General features: G+C 71.1%; 17 protein-coding genes. 5 read left to right on the forward strand and 12 right to left on the reverse strand.

Going from position 1 to position 22,762, the window contains the following annotated elements:
* Positions 1 to 42: 42 nt before the first annotated feature.
* From F4556_RS07850 to F4556_RS07885, 8 genes are all read right to left on the reverse strand, one after another.
* The gene (locus tag F4556_RS07850) at positions 43 to 207 is read right to left on the reverse strand and encodes a hypothetical protein (RefSeq protein WP_184912835.1); all 165 of its coding nucleotides are present in this window, start codon (positions 205 to 207) and stop codon (positions 43 to 45) included.
* Positions 204 to 2,738: an ATP-binding protein gene (locus tag F4556_RS07855; RefSeq protein WP_184912838.1), complete on the reverse strand. Its 2,535-nt coding sequence runs from the start codon at positions 2,736 to 2,738 to the stop codon at positions 204 to 206. The genes F4556_RS07850 and F4556_RS07855 overlap by 4 nt, the downstream gene beginning before the upstream one ends.
* Positions 2,739 to 2,827: 89 nt before the next feature.
* A complete protein-coding gene (gene kdpC, locus F4556_RS07860) occupies positions 2,828 to 3,457 on the reverse strand; it encodes a potassium-transporting ATPase subunit KdpC (protein ID WP_184912840.1) in 630 nt (209 codons plus the stop codon).
* A 16-nt stretch (positions 3,458 to 3,473) separates the two neighbouring features.
* The gene (gene kdpB, locus F4556_RS07865) at positions 3,474 to 5,594 is read right to left on the reverse strand and encodes a potassium-transporting ATPase subunit KdpB (protein WP_184912842.1); all 2,121 of its coding nucleotides are present in this window, start codon (positions 5,592 to 5,594) and stop codon (positions 3,474 to 3,476) included.
* The gene (kdpA, locus tag F4556_RS07870) at positions 5,594 to 7,255 is read right to left on the reverse strand and encodes a potassium-transporting ATPase subunit KdpA (protein WP_184912844.1); all 1,662 of its coding nucleotides are present in this window, start codon (positions 7,253 to 7,255) and stop codon (positions 5,594 to 5,596) included. Before kdpA ends, kdpB begins: the two co-directional genes overlap by 1 nt.
* Positions 7,256 to 7,257: 2 nt before the next feature.
* Positions 7,258 to 7,347, reverse strand: a complete 90-nt coding sequence (kdpF, locus tag F4556_RS39010) for a K(+)-transporting ATPase subunit F (protein ID WP_141633550.1) — start codon at positions 7,345 to 7,347, stop codon at positions 7,258 to 7,260.
* Positions 7,348 to 7,670: 323 nt separating this feature from the next.
* Entirely contained in the window at positions 7,671 to 9,644 is a 1,974-nt protein-coding gene (locus tag F4556_RS07880) for an APC family permease (protein WP_184924387.1), read from the reverse strand.
* 225 nt (positions 9,645 to 9,869) lie between these two features.
* Positions 9,870 to 11,735, reverse strand: coding sequence for an APC family permease (locus F4556_RS07885; protein WP_184912846.1), 1,866 nt, complete (start codon positions 11,733 to 11,735; stop codon positions 9,870 to 9,872).
* 195 nt (positions 11,736 to 11,930) lie between these two features.
* Between F4556_RS07885 and F4556_RS07890 the strand changes: the two genes are divergently transcribed.
* Positions 11,931 to 12,746 (forward strand): alpha/beta fold hydrolase, encoded by an 816-nt coding sequence (locus F4556_RS07890; protein WP_184912848.1) that lies wholly within the window; start codon positions 11,931 to 11,933, stop codon positions 12,744 to 12,746.
* A 34-nt stretch (positions 12,747 to 12,780) separates the two neighbouring features.
* Here F4556_RS07890 and F4556_RS07895 read toward each other — a convergent pair whose 3' ends face one another.
* Entirely contained in the window at positions 12,781 to 14,376 is a 1,596-nt protein-coding gene (locus F4556_RS07895; RefSeq protein WP_184912849.1) for a DUF4153 domain-containing protein, read from the reverse strand.
* A gap of 329 nt (positions 14,377 to 14,705) precedes the next feature.
* Here F4556_RS07895 and F4556_RS07900 point away from each other — a divergent pair, with 329 nt between their 5' ends.
* Both F4556_RS07900 and F4556_RS07905 read left to right on the forward strand, forming a co-directional pair.
* The gene (locus F4556_RS07900) at positions 14,706 to 16,175 is read left to right on the forward strand and encodes an FAD-binding oxidoreductase (protein ID WP_246510981.1); all 1,470 of its coding nucleotides are present in this window, start codon (positions 14,706 to 14,708) and stop codon (positions 16,173 to 16,175) included.
* 229 nt (positions 16,176 to 16,404) lie between these two features.
* The gene (locus tag F4556_RS07905) at positions 16,405 to 17,589 is read left to right on the forward strand and encodes an acyl-CoA dehydrogenase family protein (RefSeq protein ID WP_184912853.1); all 1,185 of its coding nucleotides are present in this window, start codon (positions 16,405 to 16,407) and stop codon (positions 17,587 to 17,589) included.
* Between the two features lie 62 nt (positions 17,590 to 17,651).
* Here the strand turns inward: F4556_RS07905 and F4556_RS07910 are convergent, their stop codons facing one another.
* Positions 17,652 to 18,818, reverse strand: a complete 1,167-nt coding sequence (locus tag F4556_RS07910; RefSeq protein ID WP_184912855.1) for an epoxide hydrolase family protein — start codon at positions 18,816 to 18,818, stop codon at positions 17,652 to 17,654.
* 370 nt (positions 18,819 to 19,188) lie between these two features.
* On the opposite strand from F4556_RS07910, the gene F4556_RS07915 reads away from it, so the two are divergent.
* The gene (locus tag F4556_RS07915; RefSeq protein ID WP_184912857.1) at positions 19,189 to 19,605 is read left to right on the forward strand and encodes a DUF3052 domain-containing protein; all 417 of its coding nucleotides are present in this window, start codon (positions 19,189 to 19,191) and stop codon (positions 19,603 to 19,605) included.
* A 99-nt stretch (positions 19,606 to 19,704) separates the two neighbouring features.
* Here the strand turns inward: F4556_RS07915 and F4556_RS07920 are convergent, their stop codons facing one another.
* A complete protein-coding gene (locus F4556_RS07920) occupies positions 19,705 to 20,340 on the reverse strand; it encodes a TetR/AcrR family transcriptional regulator (protein WP_184912859.1) in 636 nt (211 codons plus the stop codon).
* A gap of 140 nt (positions 20,341 to 20,480) precedes the next feature.
* Here F4556_RS07920 and F4556_RS07925 point away from each other — a divergent pair, with 140 nt between their 5' ends.
* Positions 20,481 to 21,773 carry a YncE family protein gene (locus F4556_RS07925; RefSeq protein ID WP_221503555.1) on the forward strand — a complete coding sequence of 431 codons (1,293 nt, stop codon included), beginning with the start codon at positions 20,481 to 20,483 and terminating at the stop codon, positions 21,771 to 21,773.
* A 28-nt stretch (positions 21,774 to 21,801) separates the two neighbouring features.
* Here F4556_RS07925 and F4556_RS07930 read toward each other — a convergent pair whose 3' ends face one another.
* Positions 21,802 to 22,731, reverse strand: a complete 930-nt coding sequence (locus F4556_RS07930) for an NAD-dependent epimerase/dehydratase family protein (RefSeq protein ID WP_184912861.1) — start codon at positions 22,729 to 22,731, stop codon at positions 21,802 to 21,804.
* Positions 22,732 to 22,762: the final 31 nt, after the last annotated feature.

Raw genomic sequence — 22,762 nt, forward strand, 5'->3', positions numbered from 1 at the left:
TCGGCGGCGGGAACAGTTCCGTCGGCGCTCCGCAACCGGCGGTCAGCGGTACTCGCGCAGCCGGGGCCGGACCCCGAGCACGGTCAGTTCGTGGATCCTCCGGTCGTCCCGCAGGGCCGGGCGGCGCAGCACCGCCCGTAACCGGGCCAGCATCTTCAGCGCGCGCAGGAGCTGCGGCTCGTCGTCTACCACCAGGATCCGGCTCACGGCGCCACCTCGACAGGGCCGGGACCGGCGGCCGGCAGGGTGAGCAGCATGGTGGTGCCGCCACCCGGGGTGTCCTCGACCTCGAGGGAGCCGTTCATGGCTTCGGCCAGGCCCCGGGAGAGTGCGAGGCCGAGGCCGACGCCGGTGGTGTTGTCGGTGTCGCCGAGGCGTTGGAACGGGAGGAAGACCTGTTCCCGGTCCTCCGGTGGGATGCCGGGGCCGCGGTCGATGACGCGGATCTCCACCCGGTCCAGGTGGGCGCTGGCGGCGACCAGGACAGGAGCGCCGGGGGCGTTGTGCCGCAGGGCGTTGGTGATGACGTTGGCCAGCACCCGTTCCAGCAGTGGCGGGTCGGCGAGTACGGGCGGTGCTTCGGCGAGGCCGAGCGGCTGGATCGGGGCGTCCGGGTCGGCGAGCGAGTCGACGGCGCGTGGGAGGACGTCCTCCAGGTGGGTCGGCATCAGATGGAGGGTCAGGGCACCCGCTTGGAGGCGGCTCATGTCGAGCAGGTTGTCGACCAGGCGGTTGAGCTTGAGCAGGGATTCGTCGGCGGTAGCCAGGAGTTCGGCCTGGTCCTCCTCGGAGAACTCCACGTCGGGGCTGCGCAGCGAACCGACCGAGGCGAGCGCGGCGGCCAGCGGGGTGCGCAGGTCGTGGCTGACCGCGGCGAGCAGGGCGGTGCGCATCCGGTCAGCGGCCTTGATCGGTTCGACCTCGGCGGCGACCGTGGCGAGCCGGTCCCGTTCCAGGGCGGCGGCGACGTGGGCGGCGAACGCGGTCAGCACCCGCTGGTCGGCGGCGGGCAGCCGCCGCCCGGCCAGGATCAGCAAAGCATCGGAACCGACCGGGACTTCGGTGACTTCGCGGTCGGCGGCGGGCGCTCCGGCGGCGTCGCTCCGGGCCAGCACCTCACCGCCGGTGCGGTCCAGCAGCGCGACGGAGTCCATGCCGAAGGCGGTCCGGGACTTCTCCAGCAGAGCGGGCAGCGCGTCGGCGCCGCGCAGCACGCTGCCCGCCAGGGTGGACAGGGTCTCCGCCTCGGCGGTGGCGCGAGCGGCCCGGGTGGTGAGGCGGCCGGCATGGTCAACCACGGTGGAGACGGTGAGCGCGACGACGGCGAACACCGCCAGCGCGATGATGTTGTTCGGCTCGGTGATGGTGAAGGTGTGGACCGGCGGGATGAAGTAGTAGTTGAGGAGCAGTGAGGCGGTCACCGAGGCGAGCAGGGCGGAGGTCGCACCGCCGAGCAACGCGACGGCCACCACGCCGAGTTGGAAGATGAGCGCGTCGGTGGTGAGGTTGAGGGTGGTGTGCGACAGCAGCAGCGTGAGCAGCACGGGCAGCACCAGTCCGGCGGCGTACCCGGCGAGGGTGCGCCTGGGTGAGTGCCGGCGGCCGAGCGCGGGCAGCCGGCCGCGGCCGGTGAACTCGTGGGTGACCATGTGGACGTCGATGTCCTCGGAGCCGTCCACGGTGGTCTCGCCGATGCCGGGGCCGGTGAGGAACCGGGCGATCCGGCCGCGCCGGCTGGTGCCCAGCACCAGCTGGGTGGCGTCGTGCGCGCGGGCGAAGGTCAGCAGCGAGTCCGGGATGTCGTCGCCGACCACCACGTGGTAGCTGCCGCCCAGGGTCTCCACCAACTGCCGTTGCTCGGCCAGGTTTCCGGGTGAGGCGCCGGCCAGGCCGTCGCTGCGGGTGATGTGCACGGCGAGCAGTTCGCCGCCCGCCGTACGGTCCGCGATCCTGGCCGCGCGGCGGATCAGCGTCTCGCCCTCGGGGCCGCCGGTGAGGGCGACCACGACGCGTTCCCGAGTCTCCCAGACCCGGTCGATGTTGTGGGTGGCACGGTAGTCCCGCAGGCCCTCGTCGACCCGGCCGGCCACCCAGAGCAGGGCGAGTTCCCGAAGGGCCGTCAGGTTGCCGACCCGGAAGTAGTTGGAGAGCGCGGCGTCCACCTTCTCGGCCTTGTAGACGTTGCCATGGGCCATCCGGCGGCGCAGCGCCTGCGGGGCCATGTCGACCAGTTCGAGCTGGTCGGCCCGGCGGACCACCTCGTCGGGGACGGTCTCCCGCTGCGGGATGCCGGTGATCTTCTGCACCACGTCGTTGAGCGACTCCAGGTGCTGGATGTTGACGGTGGTGATCACGTCGACCCCGGCCGCCAGCAGCTCCTCGACGTCCTGCCAGCGCTTCGCGTTCCGCCCGCCGGGGACGTTGGTGTGGGCGAGCTCGTCCACCAGCGCCACGGCCGGGCGGCGGGCCAGCACCGCGTCGAGGTCCATCTCGGTGAACTCGGTTCCCCGATAAGTCCGTTGGGCTCGGGGAATGACGTCCAGACCCTGCAGCATGTGCTCGGTGTGCCGGCGGCCGTGGCACTCGATGTAGCCGACCACCACGTCCGCGCCGCGTTCCTGTCTGCGGCGGGCCTCGTCCAGCATCCGGTAGGTCTTGCCGACGCCGGGGGCGGAACCGAGGTAGACCCTCAGCCGGCCGCGGCGGTGCGCGGTGCCGGGGGTGAGGTCGCGAGACATGGGCGCGGCATCTTTCGGTGCGAGGGCGGATACGGCGGACCGACCCTGCCCAGGGGGGCAGGGTCGGACCGTTCAGTCAGCGATCGATGTCACTTGAGCTCGCTGAGTGCCTTGTTGAGCAGGACGACGTTGACGCCGTCCTGGCCGAGGAAGCCGAGCGTGCGCCCCACGGTGTACTTGTCGACCAGTCGGTTCACCGCGTCGGCCGACAGCTTGCGCTCCTTGGCGACCCGGGCGACCTGCTCCTCGGCGTACGCGACCGAGATCTCCGGGTCGAGACCGGAGCCGGAGGCGGTGACCGCGTCGGCGGGGACGGCGGCCGGGTCGACACCGTCGAAGGCGGCGATCGCGGCCCGGCGCTCCCCCACCGCCTTGAGCAGGTCCTCGCTGTTGGGGCCGAGGTTGGAGGCACCGGAGGCCTTCGGGTCGTAGCTCCCGGCGGAGAACCGGGGTTGGAACCACTTCGGGTCCGGCTGGGCCGCCTCGTCCGGGTCATCCGGGTTCTTCTTGGGGAGATTGAAGTTCTGGCCGAGCAGGCTCGAACCCACCTCCTTTCCCTCGGACTTGACGATCGATCCGTTCGCCTTGGAGGCGAACGCGACCTGGCTCAGGCCGGTCACCAGCAGCGGGTAGGCGAGACCGAGGATCACGGTCATCACCAGCAGCATCCGCAGCGCGGTCAGGTGGTTGCGCACGGCGTTGGGCAGTGGCTTGGACACTGTTCCGACGCTCCTTTCAGCTCAGGCCGGGGATGAACTGGACGATCAGGTCGATCGCCTTGATCCCGATGAAGGGGACGACCAGACCACCCAGGCCGTACACCCCGATGTTCCGGCGCAGCAGCGAACTGGCATCGGACGGACGGTACTTGACGCCGCGCAGGGCGAGCGGGATGAGACCGATGATGACCAGGGCGTTGAAGATGATCGCCGAGGTGATCGCGGACTCGGGGCTGTGCAGCTGCATGATGTTCAGCTTGTCCAGGCCCGGGTAGACGGTGGCGAACATCGCCGGGATGATCGCGAAGTACTTGGCGACGTCGTTGGCGATCGAGAAGGTGGTCAACGCCCCACGGGTGATCAGGAGTTGCTTGCCGATCTCGACGATCTCGATCAGCTTGGTGGGGTTGGAGTCCAGGTCCACCATGTTGCCGGCCTCCTTGGCCGCCATGGTGCCCGTGTTCATCGCCACGCCGACGTCGGCCTGGGCCAGGGCAGGGGCGTCGTTGGTGCCGTCGCCGGTCATCGCGACCAGCTTGCCACCCGCCTGCTCCTTCTTGATCAGGGCCATCTTGTCCTCGGGGGTGGCCTCGGCGAGGAAGTCGTCCACGCCCGCCTCCTCTGCGATCGCCTTGGCGGTCAGCGGGTTGTCGCCGGTGATCATGACGGTCCGGATGCCCATCCGGCGGAGCTCGTCGAACCGCTCCTTCATGCCCTCCTTGACCACGTCCTTGAGGTAGATGACACCCAGGGCACGAGCGGGGGCCGAGCCGATCTTCGAAGCCACCAGGAGCGGGGTGCCACCGGCTGCCGAGATCTGCTGGACGAGGTCGGTGACGTCGGTGCCGACCGTGCCGCCGTTGTCGGTCACCCACTGGGCGACCGAGCCGGAGGCGCCCTTGCGGACCGCGTGGACGCCGTCGGCCTCGTCCAGGTCGACACCGGACATCCGGGTCTGCGCGGTGAACGGGACCCAGGTGGCGTGCGTCAACTCGCCCTGGGCGCGGGCCCGCAGGCCGTAGCCGGTCTTGGCGAGCACCACGATGGAGCGGCCCTCGGGGGTCTCGTCCGCGAGCGAGGAGAGCTGGGCGGCGTCCGCCAGTTCCTCGACCGTGACGCCGGCGGCGGGCTGGAACTCGGCCGCCTGACGGTTGCCCAGGGTGATGGTGCCGGTCTTGTCCAGCAGCAGGGTGTTGACGTCACCGGCGGCCTCGACCGCCCGGCCCGACATGGCGAGTACGTTGCGCTGGACCAGGCGGTCCATGCCCGCGATACCGATCGCGGAGAGCAGCGCGCCGATGGTGGTGGGGATCAGCGCGACCACCAGGGCCACCAGCACGATCATCGACTGCGGGGCGCCCGCGTACGTCGCCATCGGCTGGAGGGTGCAGACCGCGATCAGGAAGACGATGGTGAGCGAGGCGAGCAGGATGTTCAGCGCGATCTCGTTCGGCGTCTTCTGCCGGGCGGCGCCCTCGACCAGGGCGATCATCCGGTCGATGAAGGTCTTGCCGGGCTCGGAGGAGATCTTCACCACGATCCGGTCGGAGAGCACCTTGGTGCCGCCGGTGACGGCCGAGCGGTCGCCGCCGGACTCGCGGATGACGGGGGCGGACTCGCCGGTGATCGCGGACTCGTCGACCGAGGCGACCCCCTCGACCACGTCGCCGTCCCCGGGGATGGTCTGGCCGGCCTCGACCACCACGTGGTCGCCGAGCCGCAGCGCGGTGCCGGAGACCTCCTCCTCGTCGCCCGAGGCGGGCCAGTTGACGAGGCGTCGGGCCACCGCGTCGGTCTTGGTCCGGCGCAGGGTCTCGGCCTGCGCCTTGCCGCGCCCCTCGGCGACGGCCTCGGCCAGGTTGGCGAAGACCGTGGTGAGCCAGAGCCAGAGGGTGATCGCCCAGGCGAACACGGACGGGTCGGCGATCGCGGCGACGGTGGTGACCACCGAGCCGACCTCGACCACGAACATCACCGGGTTCTTGACCATCACCCGGGGGTCGAGCTTCTTCACCGCGTCGGGCAGCGAGGCGACGATCAGCTTCGGGTCCAGCAGGCCGCCACCGGAGACTCTGTGCGGGGCCTGCGGCTGGTCCGCCGGAGCGGAAGCGGACGTGGGGGTAAGGGTGGACGACATCAGTGCAGACCTTCCGCGATCGGCCCGAGTGCCAGGGCCGGGAAGTAGGTGAGGCCGACGACGATCAGGATCACTCCCGACAGCAGGCCCACGAACAGCGGTTTGTGGGTGGGCAGGGTGCCCGGGGTGGCGGGGACGGGCTGCTGCTTGGCGAGCGCACCGGCCAGCGCCAGCACGAACACCATCGGCAGGAACCGTCCGAGCACCATGGCCAGGCCGAGCGCGGTGTCGTACCACTCGGTGTTGACGGTGATGCCACCGAACGCGGAGCCGTTGTTGTTGGCGGCGGAGGTGAACGCGTACAGCACCTCGGAGAAGCCGTGCGCACCGGAGTTGAGCATCCCGGCCCGCTCGCCCGGCAGCGCCATCGCGATCCCGGTGCCGACCAGCACCAGCGTCGGCGTGGTGAGGATGTAGAGCGAGGCGAACTTCATCTCCCGGCCGCCGAGCTTCTTGCCCAGGTACTCGGGCGTCCGGCCGACCATCAGACCGGCCACGAAGACCGCGACGATCGCCAGGATCAGCATCCCGTACAGGCCGGAACCGGTGCCGCCGGGCGCGATCTCACCGAGCATCATGTTGAAGATCGCCAGACCGCCGCCGAACGGCGAGTACGAGTCGTGGAACGAGTTCACCGCACCCGTCGAGGTCAGCGTGGTGGAGGCGGCGAACAGACTCGACGCCGCGATGCCGAAGCGCTGCTCCTTGCCCTCCATCGCGGCGCCGGCCGCCTGGGCGGCGGTGCCGGAGTGCTGGAACTCGAAGAAGGTGACCAGCGCGGCCGAGGCGACCCAGAACAGGGCCATCACCGAGACGATCGCGTACCCCTGGCGGTGGTCACCGATCATCCTGCCGAAGGTGCGCGGCAGGGCGAACGGGATCAGCAGCAGCAGGAAGATCTCCAGCAGGTTGGTGAAGCCGTTCGGGTTCGAGAAGGGGTGGGCGGAGTTGGCGTTGTAGAAACCGCCGCCGTTGGTGCCCAGCTCCTTGATGACCTCCTGCGAGGCGGCCGGCCCGCCCGGGATCGACTGCGGGTCGCCGGCCAGGGAGGTCAGCTCGTGGAAGCCGTGGAAGTTCTGCACCACACCGTTCGCCACCAGCACGAGCGCGAACACGATCGAGAGCGGCAGCAGCAGGCGCAGCACGATCCGGGTCAGATCGACCCAGAAGTTGCCGACCCGGTCGGTGCGGTTGCGGGTGAAGCCCCGGATCAGGGTCGCCAGGACGGCTATGCCGACGGCGGCCGAGACGAAGTTCTGCACGGCCAGGCCGGCCATCTGCACCAGGTGGCCCATCGCGGCTTCGCCGCTGTAGGACTGCCAGTTGGTGTTGGCGGTGAACGAGATCGCGGTGTTCCAGGCCTGGTGGGCCGGCATCTCGGGGACCCCGAGACTGAGCAGCAGGTGGTTCTGGAGGCGAATCAGGCCGTAGAGGAAGAGCACGGAGACGGCCGAGAAGGCCAGCACCGAGCGGAGGTAGACCGGCCAGCGCTGGTCGGCGTCCGGGTCGACGCCGACCACCTTGTAGAGGCCGCGTTCGACTCTCAGGTGCTTGGCGGTGGTGAGGAGCTTGGCGATGTGGTCGCCAAGCGGGCGGTAGCACAGGGCCAGGGCGCCCACCAGGGCGAGGGCCTGCAGCCAGCCCGCGAGTGTGGAGCTCATGGTCAGAACTTCTCCGGGTAGATCAACGCCACGACGAGGTAGCCGACGAGCGCGACGGCGACGATGAGACCTGCGAGGTTCTCGGCGCTCACAGCTTCTCCACCCCTCGCGCGATCAGGGCGATGACGGCGAACACGGCGACCGTGATCCCGACGAAGACGATGTCGGACATGGGCTCCACCAGAGTGGTTCAGAGGCCTGGCCGCGCTTCGCCTTCGGGGCTCAGCACGGCGCCGGCGGCAGACCGGCTCCGCCAGCAAATCAGCTGGTCAGGGCCGTAAAGCCGTTCCTGACGCCCTCCATACGGCCGGGCCGGGAACCTTGACGCGGTCTTGATGCCGCCCCGGAACCCGCCCGCCCGGGAACGGCTCGGGGCCCCCGGGCGGCAGTGCCGTCCAGGGGCCCCGACGGTGCGTCAGACCTGTACCTTCTTGGCCGTACGGGCCGGTTCGCCACGCCGCACCGAGCCCGGCGCCCGGCGGGCCGGACGGTCCGCCCGGGGGGCGGAGGAGAGCTGCCACGGCACGCTGATCACCATCACGCCCGGGGTGAACAGCAGTCGGCTCTTCAGCCAGAGGGCGGACTGGTTGTGCAGCAGGTTCTCCCACCAGTGCCCGACCACGTACTCCGGGATGAACACCGCGACCACGTCACGGGGACTCCCCCGCCGGACACTCCGGACGTACCCGACCACCGGCTTGGTGATCTCCCGGAACGGCGAGTCCAGCACCTTCAGCGGCACCTGGACGTCGAACTCGTCCCACTGCGCCCGGAGTTCGGCCGTGGACTCCTTCTCCACCTCGACCGTCAGCGCCTCCAGGGTGTCCGGTTTGAACGCCTGCGCGTAGCCGAGCGCCCGCAGGGTCGGCTTGTGCAGCTTGGAGACCAGCACGATGCCGTGCACGTTCGACGGCCGGGCGGACTCCTCGTGCGGGTCCTCCACCGTCAACTCCTCGGCCACCCGGTCGTAGTGGCGCCGGATACCGCGCATCATCACCCACAGCACCACCGCCGCCAGCACGGCCAGCCAGGCACCCTGGACGAACTTGGTGGCCAGCACGATCACCAACACCAGCCCGGTGACGACCGCGCCCAACGCGTTGATGATCCGGGCCCGTTGGGCGGTGCCCCGGACCGTGGCGTCCGTCTCGGTGGCCAGGGTGCGGTTCCAGTGCCGGACCATGCCGATCTGGGACAGCGTGAAGGAGGTGAAGACGCCCAGGATGTAGAGGTGGATCAGGTTCGTCACGTCGGCGTCGTACAGCCAGAGCAGCCCGCCGGCCACCACGGCCAGCGCGATGATGCCGTTGGAGAACGCGAGCCGGTCGCCTCGGGTGTGCATCTGCCGTGGCAGGTACCGGTGTTCGGCCAGGATCGAGGCCAGCAGCGGGAAGCCGTTGAACGCGGTGTTCGCCGCCAGGATCAGCACCAGCGCGGTCGCGGCCTGGATCACGTAGAACAGGATGCTGTCGCTGCCGCCGAAGATCGCCGCCGCCAGCTGGGCGATCACGGTCTGCTGCGGCACGGTGGCGCAGTCCGGGTAGCCGGTCAACTGGCAGGCGTTCTCGGTGATGTGGACGTCGGCGATCAGCGCGAGGGCGGTGATGCCGGTGAACATCACGATCGCGGTGATGCCCATCACGGCCATCGTGCTCGCGGCGTTCTTCGACTTCGGCGCCCGGAAGGCGGGCACGCCGTTGGAGATCGCCTCGACGCCGGTCAGCGCGGTGCAGCCGGAGGCGAAGGCCCGCAGGCCGAGCATCAGCAGCGCGACCCCGGCCAGCGCGTCCTTGCCATGCTCGGGCATGACCCCGTACCGGGCGCTCTCGGCGACCGGGGCGTCCCCGAGCGCCAGCCGGACCAGGCCGGTGACGATCATCAGCAGGATGGCGCCGATGAAGAGGTAGGTCGGCGCGGCGAAGGCGTTGCCGGACTCCCGTACGCCACGCAGGTTCATCGCCGTCAGGACGGCCACGAAGCCGACCGCCAGCATCACCCGGTGATCGGCCAGGCTCGGCAGCGCGGAGATGATGTTCGCCACCCCGGAGGCGACCGACACCGCCACCGTCATCACGTAGTCGACCAGCAGCGAGGCGGCGACCACCAGGCCGGCGTTCGGCCCGAGGTTCTTCGAGGCCACCTCGTAGGAGCCGCCACCGCTGGGGTAGGCGTGCACCACCTGACGGTACGACAGCACCACGACCACCATCAGCGCGACGACCGCCAGCGCGATCCACGGGGTCAGGTAGAGGAAGGCGGTCCCGCCGACGGTGAGCACCAGCAGGATCTCCTGGGTGGCGTAGGCCACCGAGGAGAGCGGGTCGGAAGCGAAGATCGGCAGCGCCAGCCGCTTGGGGAGCAGGGTCTCGCCCAGCTCCTCGCTGCGCATGGCCTTGCCGATCACGAGGCGCTTGAGCGCCTGGGGCAGATTGAACACACGGGCGAGCGTAGGGCGCGGGGGGGATCTGCCGCAGCGCGCCGCAAACCCCGTCCAACCTGCTGTTTGCGCAGGTCGGACGGGGTCCGTGCGTCTGTCAAGGGCCCGTTGGGACAAGCGTTAAGGGATCGTCAAGATATTCGGAGCGAATGACTTGATAAGGGTCATATCAGCCGATTACATCCGCAGCCGGAGACGGCAGACCACCGCATCCGTGTGGCGGCGCAGCGCGCGGTCGATCAGGGCCCCGCGCTGGTTCTGCAGGACCCGCTCCCACAGGCGGGCCGGCTCGACCTCGGGGATCAGGACGGTGATCCGGCCGTACGCGTGCTCGGAGCCGAGCTCGTTGACGAAGCCGACCAGCGGGCGGCCGAGCCGTCGGTGGGCGTCGGGGACCTCCACCAGCGGGACGCCCGGGTGCCAGAGCTCCCAGTCCCGGCGAAGCGCGTCGGCGTTCTCCCGGTCCTCGGTGTCCGGCACGATGTGGACCACGGTGACGGCCAGCACCTCGTCGCCGAGCGAGACGGCGGCGCTCAGCGCGTCGCGGGTCAGCCGGGTGATGGCGTGCACCGGGACGACCACCAGCGAGCGCTGCCGGGTGACCGGGCCGGGGATCCGGCCGAGCTCCAGCCGGGTGCCGATCCTGGCGTAGCTGCGGTGGATCGCTTCGAACAGCAGCACCAGCAGCGGCAGCGCCAGGCAGATGCCCCAGGCGCCCTCGGTGAACTTGGTGCCGGTGACCACCACGGCCGCGACCCCGGTGAGCAGCGCGCCGAAACCGTTCAGCAGCGCCTTGCCGCGCCAGCCCTGACGCTGCTCCCGGTACCAGTGCCTGACCATGCCGACCTGACAGATCGTGAAGCCGACGAAGACCCCGATCGCGAACAGCGGCACCAGGCTGTTGACGTCACCGCCCGAGCCGACCAGCAGCCCGGCCGAGACCACGGCCAGGAACAGCACGCCGTGCCGGTGCACCTGGTGGTCGGCGCGCAGCGCGAAGACGTGCGGCAGGTGGTTGTCGCGGGCCAGCAGGCGCATCAGCACCGGCAGGCCGCCGAACGAGGTGTTGGCCGCCAGACCGAGCAGGACCACGGTGGCGAACTGCACCACGTAGAAGCCGAAGCCATGGCCGAGCGAGGCGTCCGCCAGCTGGGCCAGCACGGTGACCCCCTCCACCGGCTGGAGCTGGAACCGGCCGATCAGCACGGCCAGCCCGATCAGCATCACACCGAGCAGCGCGCCGAGCGCGACCTCGGTGTGCTGGGCGCGCCGGGCGCGCGGGGCCCGGAAGGAGGGGACGGCGTTGGCCACCGCCTCCACGCCGGTCAGCGCCGAGCAGCCGGCCGCGAAAGCCTTGAGCAGCAGCAGGGCACCGACCGCGGTGGCGTTGCCCGCCAGCGCGGAGGCGTGTCCGGCGGCCGCCTCAGTGCTCACCGGGGCGTCGCGGAACAGGCCGACCACGACGATCGCCAGGATCGAGACGACGAACACGGCGGTCGGTGCCATGAACCAGCGGGCCGACTCGGCGATCCCGCGCAGGTTGACGGCCGTCACCAGCGCCAGCACCCCCAGGCAGAGCCACACCCGCTGGTCGTAGAGGGAGGGGAAGGCCGAGGTCAGCGCGGCCACCCCGGCGGTGACCGAGACCGCCACGTTCAGGATGTAGTCGATCACCAGCGAGGCCGCCGCCGTCAGCGCGGTCCGCCGGCCGAGGTGCGCCTTGGCCACCGCGTACGAGCCGCCACCGTCCGGGAACGCCGCGATCACCTGGCGGTAGGAGGCGACCAGCACGGCGAGCAGCACCGCGATGGCGACCGTCACCGGGAGGGTGAAGCCGAGCCCGTACGATCCGGCGGCGGCCAGCACCAGCACGATCGACTCGGGCCCGTACGCCACCGAGGCCATCGCGTCGAGCGAGAGCGCGGACAGACCGCCGAGTGCGGTCAGCTTGTCGCGCTGCGGCTCGGGCTGTGGCTCCGGCTGCCCGCCGGTATCAGGGGGCTCCGCCACGGCCGACTGCTGCGTCACGGTGACACCGGACATCGAACTGGACCTCCTGCTGGGAACGGACTCCCCGATCCTCGCTGTGCCCGGCGCCTGGTCCACCGTTCCGTACGCATCCTTGACGCCGCCCGCCCACTCCCTGACGGAGCGTTGACGGCCGAGCGGGGTCGCCGACACACCGCGTCCGGAGCAGGGTGATTGCCCGGTTCGGACGGGAGTCGCAGGCTGGGACACATGAGCACGGAGAGCGGGCGCGCGGGCTGGGACATCCGGAAGGCCGGTCCGGAGGATGCCGGGCACCGGGTGCTGCTGCTCCCGGGCGGCCTGTGCACGACGGAGTTCTACGCGGACGTGATGGCCGAGCCCGCGCCGGCGGCGGCCGGGCTCGGCCTGGTGGCGGTGACGCTGCCGGGGTTCGGGCGTACCCCGCCGCCGGAGGATCTGACGATCGAGAACTACGCGGCCCTGCTCGGGGAGTTCGCCGCCGAGGCGGGGTGCGACGTGCTGGTGGGGCACAGCCTGGGGGCGAACGTGGCGATCGAGATGGCGGCGGCCGGGGTGTTCCGGGGGCCGGTGGTGCTGCTGTCGCCGACGTTCTCCCGCGGGGACGAGGCGAAGTTCCTCGGAGTGCTGGACCGCGTGGGCCGGGTGCCCGGCCTGGGCGCGCTGGCCTGGGCGGCGATGCTGAAGGTCCTGCCGAGGGCGATGAAGCGCGAGCTGCCGCCCCAGCGCGCGGAGGTGCTGGCGGCGGACCTCGGCAGGAACGATCCGGGATTCTGCCGCCGGAGCGTGCGGCACTACTACGAATACCTGGACCGGCACGGGTCCCTGGTCGCCCGGCTGTGCGACTCGGGGGTGCCGGTGTGGGTGGTGCGGGGCGACCGCGACGAGATCGGGCTGACGGAGGAGGAGCGGCAAGGACTGCTGGCCTGCCCCCGGGTCACCCTGGTCACGGTGCCGGACGCGGGGCACATGGCGCTGGTGGAGCAGCCCGCCCGGATCGCCGAGGTGATCGTCGAGGCGGCGGGGGCGGGTGCGGGGCGGCGGTGACCGTCCGTCAGCCGCCCCGCCCGTGGTGCGGGCCTCAGTACCGGTATCCCGAGGAGAACCCGATCCGGTCGCACGCCCCGATCGCGCTCGCCGGGTCGGCCAGCACGTCGCGGGCCCGGGACTCGGCGAGGCTGGTGGCGTACCACGGGCGGACGTGGTCGGGGAGGTTGCCGGCGACCAGTGAGAGAGCGCAGGCCCGCTGGTCGCCGGGCAGCCGGTCCAGGGCGGGGACCGCGTCCACGGAGAGGCCGACGATGTTGCGCAGGTCGATCCGGGAGGTGCGCTCGAAGCGGGCCACGTTCTGCTCGGCGACCATCGCGTCCGGGCCCATCAGGCCGTAGACGGCGGCGGTGGCCATGGCGCTGAGCACCACGGCGCGCGGCAGCCAGGCGGAGCTGCGAAGCGCGCCCGCCACGATCACCAGCAGGAACACCACCCCGAACCAGATCTCCACCACCAGGACCCAGAGCCGCAGTTGGGTCAGCCCGGAGGCGTCGACGTAGTACCACATCCGGCCGAGCGCGGAGGCGACCACGACCAGCGTGAGGACGCAGAGCGCGCCGAGCAGGAGCCTCGCGAGCCGGCGGTCGGAGTCGGTGCTGCGCGGGGCCCAACGCTGGGCGACGGCGACCACGGCCAGGGTCAGCACGGTGATCACCATCAGCTGCCAGAAGCCCTGCCGGGCGTACTCGGAGCGGCTCATCCCGGTGTTCGCCATGATCGAGTCGCGGCCGCCGAGCACCACGACCGCCTGGACCACCGCGAAGGCGCCGAACAGCAGGTTGAGCGCGGCCAGCGGCAGCGCCCACTCCAGTCGGCCGCGCGCCCGGCCGGGCTTGACCGCCGTACGGTCCCAGCGGCGCGGGCCGGCCGCGATGTGGGCGAAGCCGAGGGTGACGACCAGGCCGAGGCAGAACAGGAAGAGGTGCTGCGGCAGGTCGCCCGGCTCCAGCTCGATGCTGGGGACCAGGCTCTCCAGCAGATCGGCCATCGCGGCGTCGGCGCTGACGAACAGCCAGCCGAAGACGGTCAGCAGCAGGGCCGCGACCACGACGGCCTTGACCACCGGCACCACCCTGCCCCGCCCGCCGGGGATCCGGAAGCCGCGCAGGCCGGTGCGGGCCCAGAGCAGTCCGGGCACCAGCTGCCAGACCAGGCCGGGCAGCGCGAGCAGCACGCCCGTCCAGCGCTTGCCGCCGTGCAGGGCGAGCGACGCCAGCCCCAGCGCGCAGGCGCCGGAGAGGACGACCGCCCAGTCGGCCTCGTGCAGGGCGGGCACGGCGAGCAGCGCGAGGGCGAGCACGCTCCAGACGACCGTCCAGGGCCGGATCGAACGGCCCGCCGCGCGGGCGGCGATGCCTGCCCCGACGGCCGCGACCAGGCCGCAGAGCAGCAGGTTGACGCCCAGTGCGTCGTCGAGCGTCCAGCTGGTCAGCAGCCCGGCGAGGACGGCGGCGCCGACCACCTTGCGGGTGGCGGGCGCCTTCCGGTCGGGGTCGCCGGCGCGCAGCCACTGGAACGGCTGGGGGGAGGGCGTCGGTGCCTGGTACGGCCACGGGTTCGCGGGCGCGCCGGGTGCCTGGCCCCAGGCCGGTGGACCGGGCGGCGGGACAGCGGCGGGAGTGGACATATCAGACATGAGTCCCCCTCAGTGATCGACGGGCATACGGACGCCACCCTGCGGGCGCGCCGCGCGAAGGCGCAGATCAGCGCCGCGACGGGGTCGACTCTAGAGCATTCTGAACAGGTTCAAATACACCTGGGCCCGGATTGGCCGCAGATTCGTAGGACCGCACGAACCCGCTCGCGGCCGCTGACCCGTCGTCAGTCCACGACCGGCCCAACCTCGCGCGCCACCGGCCGGTTCAGGGCCGGGCTTGGCGAGGATGGCCGCGAGGCGAGGCCGCGTGGTCGGCACGCGGTGCGCACCGTCACCGGGAGATGCGAGCGGACATGACGATGAATCGACGAGGTTTCCTGGCCGCCCTGGGGCTCGGCGGCACGATGATGCTGACGACGACCGGCGAGGCGCGGGCGGCGACGCACGGGCGTTCGGCGCCGGACTGGTCGGCGCTGAACGCCCGGCTCGACGGCCGGCTGCTGCTGCCGGAGGACCAGGGGTACGGGGTGGCCCGGCTCGGCTACAACATGCTGAACGACGGTCAGCTCCCGGCGGCGGTGGCCCGCTGCACCTCGGCGACGGACGTCCGCAGCTGCCTGGACGCGGCCCGCGGCCACGGGGTCCCGATCGCCGCGCGCAGCGGCGGGCACAGCTACCTCGGGTACAGCGTGCCGAACGGCGGTCTGGTGATGGACCTGCGGCCGATGGCGCAGGTCCAGGTGCAGCCCGACGGGACGGTACGGGTCGGCGCGGGGGCCCGGCTGATCGAGGTCTACGCCGCACTGGCCGGGGCCGGACGGCTGCTCCCGGCCGGCTCCTGCCCCACGGTCGGCGTCAGCGGACTCACGCTGGGCGGCGGGTTCGGCGTCCTGACCCGCAAGTACGGGCTGACCTGCGACCGGCTGGTCTCGGCGCAGGTGGTCACCGCCGACTCCCGACTGCTCACCGCCTCCGAGTCCTCCGAGCCCGACCTGTACTGGGCCCTGCGCGGCGGAGGCGGCGGCAACTTCGGCGTGGTCACCGAGTTCACCTTCAGCACCGAGCCCGCGCCCGAACTCACCGTCTTCTCGCTGCGCTTCCCCGCCGGCTCCGTCCCCTCAGTGGCGGGAGCCTGGCAGCAGTGGGTCGCCGACGCCCCGTCAGAACTGTGGTCCAACTGCGTGGTCTCCGGCGCCGCCTCGCCGACCTGCCGCGTCGGCGGCTGCTACGTCGGGCCCCGGAGTGAGCTGGACCCCCTGCTGGACCGGCTGGTCGCCGCGGCCGCGACGCAACCCACCACGCGCACCGCCCAGAGCAAGAACTACCTGGACGCGATGAAGTACATGGCGGGCTGCGCGAACGACACCATCGCGCAGTGCCACCCCGTCTCCGAGGGCGGACGGCTGCCCCGGGAGTCGTTCGTCGCCACCTCCCGGATCCTCGACACCGCCCTGGACCCGGACCGGCTCACCCAACTGATGACCGGTCACACCGGAGTCGACCTCCTCCTCGACTCCCTCGGCGGCGCGGTCTCCCGGCTCGCCCCCGACGCCACGGCCTTCCCGCACCGCTCCGCGCTCGCCTCCGCCCAGATCTACGCGAGCACCACACCCGCCGGCCAGGCCGCGGCCACCGCCACGGTGGACACCATCCGCGACGGGCTCGCGGCCCTCGGCGCGACGGGAGCGTACGTCAACTACATCGATGCGACCCTGCCGGACTGGGGCACCGCCTACTACGGCGGCAACCTGCCCCGGCTGAAGGCGGTGGCCCAGTGCTACGACCCGGACCGGGTGTTCGCATTCCCCCAGTCGGTGGCCTACGCCTGAGGTTCGGTGATACACCGCACACGGACGGGCAATTCGCCCGATGTCCGGCCGAACGGCGGGAGAGCATTCCGATTTGCCGGTAATTCATGCTTTCCAGAACTCGGCAACATGGGAGAAGTGCGCGAATGCGGCACCGTACCAGAGTGGTGGCGACTGGTGGTGAATAGGCGCCCAGCCGGGACAAGAACTACCCACTTTTCCTGTCCAGCCATCGTATTGAGGAGCACAGATGACGACCACCGAGGCGTCGACGAGCGCCGAGCTCGTCCGCCGGGCAACCGAGCTGGTCCCACTGATCCGGAAGCACGCCGCCTGGCAGGAGGAGAACCGGGTCCTGCACGAGGAGGTGCTCCAGGGCGTCGCCGACGCCGGCCTGATGAAGATGCGGGTCCCGGTCCGCTACGGCGGTTTCGAGTCCGACGTACGCACGGTCTGCGACGTGATCACCGAGCTCGCGCGGGGTGACGGCTCGGTCGGGTGGACCGTGAGCACGATGACGATCAGTTCCTGGCTGGCCGGACTGTTCCCGGACGAGGTGCAGGACGAGATCTTCGCCGACCCCGACGTCCGGATCGGGAGCAGCGTCAGCCCGAACGGCGTCGCCGTACCGGCCGAGGGCGGGGCGGTCCTGAACGGGAGGTGGGCGTTCAGCACCGGTGTGCTGCACAGCCAGTGGTTCATCCACTCGGCCGTGCTGGCCGGTGCGGACGGCGACTTCACCCCCGTGATGATCGCCGTGCCGACCTCGGACCTGACGGTCGTCGACGACTGGCACACCGTGGGCCTGCGCGGCACGGGCAGCGTGACGACCATCGCGAACGACCTGTTCGTCCCCGAGGGACGCATCCTGCCGATGCTCCCCCTGGTGCTGCAGAACCGGCACCGCTCCGAGCTGAACGCCGGTTCGCTGATGTGGCAGGCACCGTTCTCGCCGATCACGGCCGCCGGTGCCGCCGCCGTCCCGCTGGGCATGGCCAAGGCCGCACAGGAGGTCTTCTTCGAGCGACTGCCGAGCCGAAAGATCACGTACACGACGTACGAACGCCAGGCCGAGGCGCCCCTGACGCACCTTCAGGTGGCCGAGGCCGCGACCCGGATCGACGAGGCCGAGTTCCACGTACGCCGCGCGGCCGAGCGCGTGGACACCAAGGTCCGCAACGGCGAGACCTGGTCGCTGGAGGAGCGGGCCCTCGCGCGGATGGAGATGGGCGCGTCCACCCTGCGGGCCAAGGAGGCGGTGGACATCCTGAACACCGCCAGCGGCGGGTCGTCCATCTACTCGGACCAGCCGATGCAGCGCATCGAACGGGACGTCCAGACGATCAGCCTGCACGGCGTCCTGCACCCGAACACCAACCTCGAGCTGTACGGGCGGGTGCTGTGCGGGCTGGAGCCCAACACGCACCTGGTCTGAGACCGGGTCACACGCGAAACCGCCGCCGGCGTGCTGCCGGCGGCGGTTTCGTGTGTGACGGCTCAGTTCTTTTCGAGGGACCGGGCGAACGCCCGGACGTCCGCCACGAACAGGTCCGGCTCCTCCATCGCGGGGAAGTGGCCGCCGCGGTCGAACTCGGACCAGTGCGTGATCGTCGGCAGCACCTGGTCGGCGAACCGGCGCAGCGGGAGGGCGGCGTCGTGCGGGAACACCGCGACACCCGCCGGCATCGTCAGCTCCCACGGGCCGCCCAGGCGGGCGGCGATGTTCGGGTTGGTGCGGTCCAGCGACTCGTAGTACAGCTGGGCCGAGGAGGCCGCCGTCGCGGTCAGCCAGAAGACCGAGACGTTCGCCAGCATCAGGTCGCGGTCGATCGCGTCCTCGGGCACCTGGTCGGAGTCGGTCCACTCGCGGTACTTCTCCATGATCCACGCGAGCTGGCCGACCGGTGAGTCGGTGAGCCCGTACGCCACCGTCTGCGGGCGGGTGGCCAGCAGCTTGAGGTGCGCCGACAGCTCCAGGTCGAAGTGCATCAGCTTGCCCAGCCGCTGAATCTCCGCCTCACCGAGGTCGGCCAGCTCGGCCGGGTCCTGCGGCGGGAAGGTCACCAGCGAGTTCACGTGCACGCCGGCCACGTGCTCGGCGTCGGCCAGGCACAGCTCCAGCGACACCATCATTCCCCAGTCGCCGCCCTGCACCACGTACCGGTCGTAGCCCAGCCGGGCCATCAGCTCCTTCCACGCCCGCGCCACCCGGTAGTGGTCCCAGCCCGCTTCACGGACCGGCCCGGAGAAGCCGAAGCCGGGAATGGTCGGGATCACCAGGTGGAACGCGTCCGCCGGGTCGCCCCCGTGCGCGCGCGGATCGGTCAACGGGCCGACCACGTCCAGGAACTCGACGAAGGTGCTCGGCCAGCCGTGCGTGATCAGCAACGGCTTGGCGTCCGGCTCGGGCGAGGTGACGTGGAGGAAGTGGACGTTCGCGCCGTCGATCTCCGTGGTGAACTGCGGGAGCTCGTTGATCCGGGCTTCCATCGCCCGCCAGTCGAAACCGGTGCGCCAGTACTCCGCCAATTCCTTCAGGTAGCCGACGGGAACACCACGCGACCAACCGGAACCGGGCACTTCGTCCGGCCAGCGGGTGTTCTCCAGCCTCCGGTACAGGTCGTCGAGCTCGGCCTTCGGGATATCTATTCGGAAAGGTTGCACGGCCTGCTGCCTTTCATCGGGAATACCCCAGGCTACTGATCCTGACGACCGGCCGACAAGGGCGCTCGAATAACCCGGGCGGAACTGAGCAGCCTGGAAGAATCACCTTGCCACTGGGCATTCTCGAAGAAGTTTTCGCTCTGGATGGGGGCTATTCTGACCTCCGACCTTCATGCCGGGGTCGCCCGGACCTTCAACGCCCTGTTCGGGCAGCCGTACCACGTTCGGGTGATCTTGTCCTTGGCGTCATCGTTCTGCCGCGTCGGGAGCCGACCGGAGCGAGAACATGGCCGGCATGGCCGCTGCGGGACGAACGCAGGGCCGGAGGCGGCGGCCACCCGGTCGCCCACGACAAGCGAGGGAGTGCCGGATGACCAGCACGGTGAGCGTCTCGGACAGGCTCGGCATCGAACCGGGCATGGTGGTCCAGGAGTTGGGCTGGAGCGAGGACTGCGACGAAGACCTCCGGGCCTCGGTCGAGGAACGCTGCGGCTCGGCGCTCCTCGAGGAGGGGGCCGAGGAGATCGTCGATGTGGTCCTGCTGTGGTGGCGGGAGAACGACGGTGACCTGGTGGACAAGCTCACCGACGCGGTCGGCCCGCTGGCCGACACCGGGGTGATCTGGGTACTCACCCCCAAGCTCGGCCGCGACGGGTACGTCGAGCCCTCCGACATCGCCGAAGCCGTACCCACCGCCGGCCTGGCGCAGACCTCCTCCATCAGCGTCGGCGGCGACTGGGCCGGCGTCCGCCTCGTCACCCCCAAGTCGGCCAAGCACAAGCGCTGAAACCCACTCGTACAGGGCTCAGCGGCGAAGGCGGGCGGTCTGCCGCCGTGCGGGCCGGTGGAACAGGCCGGCGGAAGAGGCACGCCCAGCCACGACACGTCAGCCCCCCGGGCGGCGGACCGATCCCAGCAGCAGGGCCACCAGTTCGTCGACGACCTGGGCGAGGGTGGCGTCGAACTGGCCGGCGGTCCAGTCGTGCAGGAGGCCGTTGACCGCGCCGATGAAGGCGGTGGCGGCGATCCGGAAGTCCCGGGGGGCGATCTCGCCGCGGCCGACGGCGGCCTCGGCCTCGGCGACGATCAGCTGCACCCACAGTGCGCGTCGGGTGAGCCGTTGGCGTTCCAGCTCCTCGCTGACGCCGATGATCTCGACGAAGGCGATCCGCAGGCGGCGCCGGTCGTCGGTGGCGGCCGCGATGTAGGCGCGCAGCACGGCGCCGATCCGCTGCTCGAAGGTGAGGCCGGCGGTGTCGGTGAGGGCCCGCAGGACGGCCTGTTCGGTGCGGTCGTTGACCAGCAGGTGCAGTTGGGCGAGCACCTGCTCCAGGTTGCGGAACTCCTCGTAGAACTGACGGGTCGACAGTCCGGCTTCCTCGCAGAGCCCCGCGACCGAGGCCGCCCGGTAGCCGGGCCGGTCGCCGAACTGCTGCAGTGCGGCGGCCAGGAAGCGTTCCCGCCGTTCGGTCCGCCGCTCCTGCGCCGACCTGCCGCCGTACGTACCCGTGGCCTGTCCCACCGCCCCGCCTTTCGCAGTCCCCCGCCGATTGTCGCGTACCGGGGTCTTGCCAGGGGCTGCGCGCTCTCCTTACCGTCGGGTAGCGCCAATCTGACTATCCGTCGTTTCAGACTTCCGTGTGCACCGGCGAAGGAGCCGCGATGTCCCGCACCGAAATCAGGCGTTCCGGAACTCCCGGACGATTCCCGCACGTTCGAGCCCTCGGCGGGATCGCGGCCGCGCTCGGCCTGCTGGTCACCGGCACCGCCGCCGGCACCACGGCGAACGCCGAGCCGGGCGGCACCGCGCTGCGGGAGGTGATGTTCGTCGGCAACAACTGGGACGGCACCGCCGACGTGATCCGCTCCAGCGGTGACCTGGCCAGGATCGGCCGGGTGAACGTGGTTCCGGACAAGGAGCAGCGGCTGACCGAGATCTACCTCAACCCGGTGAAGCTGGCGTACTTCCTCGGCATCCGGCTGGGGCCCGGCGAGGGGCACGACCAGTTCGTCGACGACATGTACTCGACGCCGGACGGCTCCTCGGTGGTGGTCTCCCGGCCGAGCTTCGCCGACGTGGTGTCGATCGATCTGAGCACCGGACGGATCAACTGGCGCTTCCCGGTGTCGGGTTACCGCTCCGACCACATGGCGGTCTCGCCGGACGGCAGTCGGGTGGCCGTGTCCGCCTCCACCTCGAACACCGTGCACGTGCTGGACATCAGGACCGGCGCGCAGCTCGGTTCGTTCCGCACCGGCGACAAACCGCACGAGAACCTGTTCGCCGACGGCGGCACCCGGATCTGGAACATGTCGATCGGCGAGGTCAACACCGCGCTCGACGCCCCCTGGCTGGACTGGACGAAGGGCGACCGCCGGATCACCGTGGTCGACGCCGCGACCTACGCCCCGGTCAAGGTGATCGACATGCGCGAGCGGCTGGACGCGTTCGGGCGGCCCGACCTGTCCGACGCCGTCCGGCCGGCCGCCTTCGTGCCCGACGGGTCGGCGCTGTACTTCCAGGTCTCGTTCTTCAACGGCCTGGTGGAGTACGACGTCGCCGCCGACCGGGTCACCCGGGTGAAGACCCTGCCGAAGAACCCCGCGACCAGCGAGGACCGCACCACCTGGGTGAACGACTCCCGGCACCACGGGCTCTCGGTCAGCCCGGCCGGGGACAAGCTGTGCGTGGCGGGCACCATGGACGACTACGCGACCGTGGTCGACAGGGCCACCCTGCAGGAGGGGCCGTTGGTGCCCGCCTCGAAGCCGTACTGGGCGACCGTGAGCGGTGACGGCCGGTCCTGCGTGATCTCCGAGAGCGGCGCCGACCAGGTCACCGCGATCGACTTCGCGACCGGCCTGCGGACCGCCACCACCGCCGTCGGCGACCACCCGCAGCGGGTCCGCCTCGGCCACGTGCCGGCCGGCTGGACCGGTCCGGCGGCCGGCTGACCGTGCGTCGGCCGTCCTTGACGCGGGGTCAGGGACGGTCGGCGCTCAGGTCGTTAACGGTCGCTGCCAGCACCTCCGCCAAGGGGGTGGCCCGCAGGCCGAAGGTCCGCTCGGTGTGCGTGGAGTCCAGCACGGTGGCCTGGTGGGTGAGGTACCGCATCTCGGCCACCGCGCCCAGGACCGGGAATTTCAGGGCGAGTTCGGCCAGCTCCCGGTCGTCCATCGCGCTCAGCCGGGCCGCGGGCGCCCCGGCCGCCGCGGCCAGCGCGTCGCCCAGTGCCCGGGCGGAGAGCGTCGCGAACGCGGGTACGTGCCAGGGCAGGCCCCAGCTCTCCTCCGACCGGACGGCGGCGACCAGGGTGCGGGCCACATCCGCCGGATAGGCCCAGCTGTGCGGGGCGTCCAGGTCGGCGTAGTAACGGGCGGGCTCGCCGGTGACCAGCTGACGGCCCGCCAGGATCAGGAAGAGCGACTGGGCGCCGGGGCCGAAGTAACTGCCGGCCCGCACCTCGGTCACCCGCGCCCGGCCGGCCCGGTGGGCGGCCAGGGCGTCCGCCCACATCCGGGCCCTGACCTCGCCCTTGACGGTGCTCGGGGCCGGCGGCCGCTGCTCGGTGACCGGCCCGTCCAACGGCCCGTAGCCGTAGAGGTTGCCGAGCATCACGTACCGGGCGCCGGTGCGTTCGGCTGCGGTGAGCAGCGCCTCGGCCAAGGGCGGGAACTCCTGCTTCCACCGGTCGTACGGCGGCGCGGCGCAGTTGATCAGGGCCTCCGCGTCCTCGATGAGGGCGGTGAGCCGGTCGGGGTCGGTGACGTCGGCCGCGACGCGTTCGATCCCGGGGTGCTCGGGCCCCGACCCGCTGCGGGTCACCAGCCGGACGCTCTCGCCCTGTTCGGCGAGCAGGCGGGCGGTGGCGCTGCCGGTCGAGCCGGCACCGGTGACGACGAAACGGGGCATGGCGATCTCCAGGAGCTGGTACGGGAGTTGG

Source organism: Kitasatospora gansuensis, from assembly GCF_014203705.1.
Lineage (GTDB): Bacteria > Actinomycetota > Actinomycetes > Streptomycetales > Streptomycetaceae > Kitasatospora > Kitasatospora gansuensis.